This is a genomic window from Heliobacterium mobile, assembly GCF_009720735.1.
Taxonomy (GTDB): Bacteria; Bacillota; Desulfitobacteriia; order Heliobacteriales; family Heliobacteriaceae; genus Heliobacterium; species Heliobacterium mobile.
On sequence record NZ_WNKU01000108.1, the window covers coordinates 1 to 877 of the forward strand.

The window sequence follows — 877 nt, forward strand, 5'->3', positions numbered from 1 at the left end:
AATTTCACCTTTCCCACATAGTCAACGGCTGTTTTCTCCCGATTCACTTTCAGAAATAGCTTCTTTTCAATGAAGGGAAGGATGTTGTCTAACACTCTTTGGGCGCTTCTTCGGCTTTTGCAGAAGATCATCAGGTCGTCCGCATAGCGGACGAATCTGTGCCCCCTTTTCTCAAGCTCCTTGTCCAATTCATGGAGCATTATGTTGCTACGTATTGGACTGAGAGGGCCGCCTTGCGGTACTCCGATTGGTGTTTCTTCGAAACTGTTTTTGACCATGACTCCGGCTTTCAGGTATTTATGGATGAGCGATATGACTCGACCATCTTTGATGGTTCTGGATAATACTTCGACCAACTTACTTTGGTTCACGGTATCAAAGTATTTCTCCAAGTCCATGTCTACCACATATTTGTATCCTTCGTTGATGTTGTTTTGACATTTCCGAATGGCCTCATGCGCGCTTCTTCCCGGTCTAAACCCGTAGCTATTGTCCGAAAACTGCTTCTCATATATCGGTGTGAGTACTTGGCTGATGGCCTGTTGTACCACTCGGTCAACGACTGTGGGGATTCCTAATTTTCTTTTCTTCCCGTCCTCTTTCGGTATTTCTACCCTTCGGACGGGATTCGGACGGTGTTTACCGTCCAGGATTGACTGCCTGAGCTGGCTTCCGTTCTCTTTGAGATATTGTAGAAGTTCATCTACCTTCATCCCATCGATTCCGCGCGCCCCCTTGTTGGACTTCACTCTCTTGTACGCGTGGTTTAGATTGTTTCTGTCCACTATCTTCTCAAGCAGTCGTTCCTTCGATAAGTTTGCGTTGGTGGTGTTGTTTTCAGTTATCCTTGCAGAACTGTACGCTCCTGCATATCCGT

At 46.4% G+C, this 877-nt stretch carries 1 protein-coding gene; it reads right to left on the bottom strand.

The window, feature by feature from the left end; all coding sequences use genetic code 11:
• The coding region (ltrA, locus tag GJ688_RS19975) for a group II intron reverse transcriptase/maturase (protein ID WP_235911137.1) at positions 1-877 on the bottom strand (877 nt) is incomplete at both ends.